The organism is uncultured Stenotrophomonas sp. (genome assembly GCF_963519925.1).
In the GTDB taxonomy this organism is placed as follows: Bacteria; Pseudomonadota; Gammaproteobacteria; order Xanthomonadales; family Xanthomonadaceae; genus Stenotrophomonas; species Stenotrophomonas maltophilia_AE.
The window spans coordinates 1-4139 of record NZ_CAUQPH010000215.1 but is presented as its reverse complement, the minus strand read 5'-3'; the positions used below and the strand labels follow the sequence as shown (position 1 = coordinate 4139).

Sequence of the window (4139 nt, the reverse complement as noted above, 5' to 3'; positions counted from 1 at the left end):
GCCGAACGCGATGCGCGGCGCGCGCCGCCGGCCCCCACTCCCGATCTGAAGCCGGCCCTGCCGCCTGCGGCTGCGGCGATTCTTGCGCGCGCCAAAGCCAGGGCTGCTGGAAAACCTTCCTGATGACCTCCGTTGCAAAGGCCGCTCCGCGCAGCGCGCGCATGCCCAAGGCCGACGTCGTTGAAATGTTCACGCGGTTGCGCGAACTCAATCCGCATCCGAAGACCGAACTGGAGTACAGCTCACCGTTCGAACTGCTGGTCGCCGTGGCGCTGTCCGCGCAGGCCACCGACGTGGGGGTCAACAAGGCCACGCGCAAACTGTTCCCGGTCGCCAATACGCCGCAGGCGATCCTGGCGCTCGGCGAAGAGGGCCTGAAGAAATACATCGCCACCATCGGCCTGTTCAACGCCAAAGCGAAGAATGTGATCGCTACGTGCCGGCTGCTGGTCGAGCAGCATGGCGGTGAGGTACCGCGCGACCGCGCAGCGCTGGAGGCGTTGCCCGGGGTCGGTCGCAAGACCGCGAACGTGGTGCTCAACACGGCCTTCGGAGAGCCGGTGATGGCGGTGGACACGCACATCTTCCGCGTCGCCAACCGCACCGGCCTGGCGCCCGGCAAGGACGTGCGCGCCGTCGAGGACCTGCTGGTCAAGGTGATTCCGGGCGAGTTCCTGCTCGACGCGCACCATTGGCTGATCCTGCATGGCCGCTATGTGTGCAAGGCGCGCAGGCCGGATTGCCCGCAGTGCGTGATCCGCGACCTGTGCCGCTTCAAACAGAAGACCGTCGCCTGAGCCACGTCGGCCACTGCCATCTGCGCGCAACCGGGCAGTCATCTGTTTCGGGCAGTTTTGGCAACCCCAGCAACAGCTTGCCCGGGGGCCGGGGCTGCTTTGCCTGAAACTGTCATATTTACGCAATCTTCACTAATTAGCCTGCGCAGCATCTTCCCACCTGCCTGCAAGGCTCCTTTCCATGAAACTGCATCGCCAACTCCTCACTGCGGCCGTGGCTGCTGCGCTGTTCGTGCCGGCCGCCCACGCTGAAGTGGCCATCGACGTGATCGGCGGCTCGGAGATCACCTTCGAAGGCCTGGTCCAGGCCGACGGCAACTGGTTCGACAACGATGTGACCGATCTCAATGGCGGCGATGCCGCCAACGGCAAGGACAGCGAATTCGAACTGCGCCGCGCCGAGCTGGTGCTGAAGGGCAAGGGCCCGGGCAACGTGGAATGGGTGGTCGGCTACGACGCCAAGGCCGACAAGTTCCTGGACACCAACGTCAAGTACAAGCTGGCCGGCAACGCCAACCACTTCGTGCAGCTGGGCCAGTTCAAGCAGCCCAACAGCCTGGAAGAGCTGTCCAGCACCAAGAACAACGACTTCATCTCCAAGGCCGCGGTCACCAACACCTATGCTGTCGCCCGCCGCCTGGGTGGCGCGTACAGCTTCGGCGACAACAACTGGTCGGTCACCGCCAGCGCCTTCGGTCGCGAACTGACCCGCAACCTGGCCCACGGCAGCGGCTATGGCGCGCGCGGCACCTGGGCGCCGATCAATGAGAAGGGCCAGGTCCTGCACTTCGGCCTGAGCTACGTCGACTACGACACCGACGCCGACACCCTGCGCGTGCGCGCCCGTCCGAACGCCGACCTGGCCACCGCGCGCCTGGTCGACAGCGGCAACATGACCGACACCGACCGGGTCAAGACCATCGGCGCCGAAGCGATGTACGTCGGCGGTCCGTTCAAGGCCCAGGCCGAGTACTACACCAGCGAAGCCAAGCGCATGACGCGCGACAACTACACCAGCGACGGCTTCTACGTCAGCGGCCTGTGGAACATCACCGGTGAAAGCTGGGGCTACAAGAGCGGCGTGCCGACCACCGGCCTGCCGGACGAGCCGGGCCGCGGCATGTGGCAGCTGGGTGCGCGTTACGACTCGATGAACCTGGACGACGGTCATCTCAACGCCAACCCGGTTGCCGGTCGCCCGCCGATCGTGGACGGCGTGCTGGGTGGCAAGATGGACATCTGGACCGTGGGCGTGAACTACTACTGGCGCTCCAACACCAAGTTCGCGCTGAACTACGTGATGGTCGACAGCAAGAAGTACAGCTCGGCCAGCCGTACCTTCGTCAACGACGATCCGAACATCCTGGAAGCCCGCCTGCAGTTCTTCTGGTAAGTCTCGCGGCACCGGTTTGATCAAGAGGGCGCAGCTTGGGCTGCGCCCTTTCTTTGTTCCATGTCCATGCGTTACCGGGCGTTGAACAGTTCACGGCGGTCGTCTGTCGACCGACCCTACCGGGCCCACACACGGACCGTAGAGCCACGCCCTGCGTGGCTGGACCACCGACCAACCAACCCACACGCGGACCGTAGAGCCACGCCCTGCGTGGCTGGACCACCGACCAACCAAACCCCGCCCGCCCGCCGTAGAGCCACGCCCTGCGTGGCTGGAACCACCGACCAACCAAGCCCCGCCCGCCCCCCGTAGAGCCACGCCCTGCGTGGCTGGAACCACCGACCAACCAAACCCCGCCCCCCGCCGTAGAGCCACGCCCTGCGTGGCTGCAACCACCCGCCATCCATGTCATGCGGCCGTCATATGACAGACGTCGCGCTGTCATTGAACCGTTATGGAATAGGCACCGGGCGGGAAACCCCGCACCACCATCCATCCCAGGAGCCACCCGTGATCCACGCCTTCAAGTCGCGCGCCGCCGTTGCCGTCCTCGCCGCGTCGTCCGTGTTCGCCGCCAATGCCGCCGATGTGACCGGCGCGGGCGCATCGTTCATCTACCCGGTCATGTCCAAGTGGTCGGCCGATTACAACGCCGCCACCGGCAAGAAGGTCAATTACCAGTCGATCGGCTCGGGCGGCGGCATTGCCCAGATCAAGGCCAAGACCGTTGATTTCGGCTCCTCCGACGCCCCGCTGAAGCCGGAAGAGCTGGCCTCGGCCGGGCTGGCGCAGTTCCCGTCGGTGATCGGCGGCGTGGTGCCGGTGGTCAACGTTCCGGGCATCACCCCGGGGCAGCTGAAGCTGGACGGCCCGACCCTGGCCAACATCTTCCTCGGCAAGACCAAGACCTGGAACGACCCGGCGATTGCCGCCCTGAACCCGGGCGTCACCCTGCCGAACCAGAAGATCACCATCGTGCACCGCTCCGACGGCTCGGGCACCACCTTCAACTTCGTCAACTACCTGTCCAAGGTCAGCCCGGACTGGAAGAGCAAGGTCGGTGAAGGCACCTCGGTCCAGTGGCCGGCCGGCATCGGCGGCAAGGGCAACGAAGGCGTGGCCGCCTACGTGAAGCAGATCAAGGGCGGCATCGGCTACGTCGAACTGTCCTACGCGCTGCAGAACAAGCTGGCCTACACCGCTATGAAGAACGCGTCGGGCAAGGTCGTGCAGCCGAGCGACGCATCGTTCTCCGCCGCTGCCGCCAGCGCCGACTGGGCGAACGCCAAGGACTTCTACCTGGTCATGACCAATGCCCCGGGTGCCGAAGCATGGCCGATCACCGCCACCAACTTCATCCTGGTGCAGAAGCAGCCGAAGAACGCGGCCGGCGCCAAGTCCGCCCAGGAATTCTTCCGCTGGATCTACAAGAACGGCGACGCCCAGGCCAAGCAGCTCGACTACGTGCCGCTGCCGGACGCCTTGGTCAAGCAGATCGAGACCTACTGGTCGCAGAACCTGAAATATTGATCGTGGTGCGTCACGACCAACGGTCGTGACCCAACCGGTATGTACCGACCGTTGGTCGGTACACAACGCGGCATCGGTGTCGCCAGGTCCTCTCTCCCCCTGGCGGCACCAGCGGCGCGGATCGAAAGGTCCGCGCTTTTTTTTGTAGAAGCGTGGGGCAATGGCTTCGATCGACTTCGCTACGAGCGTGGGGAGCCCGCCGCGGCCGGCAGGCCCCTGTGCAAATGTCCCCCGGCGCCGGCCTGCGGCCGCCCCCTCCTCCTTTACTTTGCCAGGAGCCTACCGGCCGCGACGGGGCAAGGCTTCCGGCACGCGCGGGCAAAGCGAAGCCAGGACAACGCCGGTGGATCGAGTGCCGGGGCGGCATACCCTTGGAGGCGAAGTAAAGGAGGAGGTGTCGGCCTCCGGCCGACGCCGGG

General features: G+C 65.6%; 3 protein-coding genes. All 3 read left to right on the top strand.

The genetic code is table 11. The features are described from left to right. Window positions 1-161: 161 nt before the first annotated feature. The 3 genes from nth to pstS all read left to right on the top strand — a co-directional run bounded on the left by nth (window position 162) and on the right by pstS (window position 3720). Window positions 162-797 carry an endonuclease III gene (gene nth / locus RWO33_RS19570; RefSeq protein ID WP_186308855.1) on the top strand — a complete coding sequence of 212 codons (636 nt, stop codon included), beginning with the start codon at window positions 162-164 and terminating at the stop codon, window positions 795-797. A 181-nt stretch (window positions 798-978) separates the two neighbouring features. After that, window positions 979-2190, top strand: a complete 1212-nt coding sequence (locus RWO33_RS19565; protein WP_314107063.1) for an OprO/OprP family phosphate-selective porin — start codon at window positions 979-981, stop codon at window positions 2188-2190. A 510-nt stretch (window positions 2191-2700) separates the two neighbouring features. Beyond that, the gene (pstS, locus tag RWO33_RS19560) at window positions 2701-3720 is read left to right on the top strand and encodes a phosphate ABC transporter substrate-binding protein PstS (protein ID WP_314107061.1); all 1020 of its coding nucleotides are present in this window, start codon (window positions 2701-2703) and stop codon (window positions 3718-3720) included. Window positions 3721-4139: the final 419 nt, after the last annotated feature.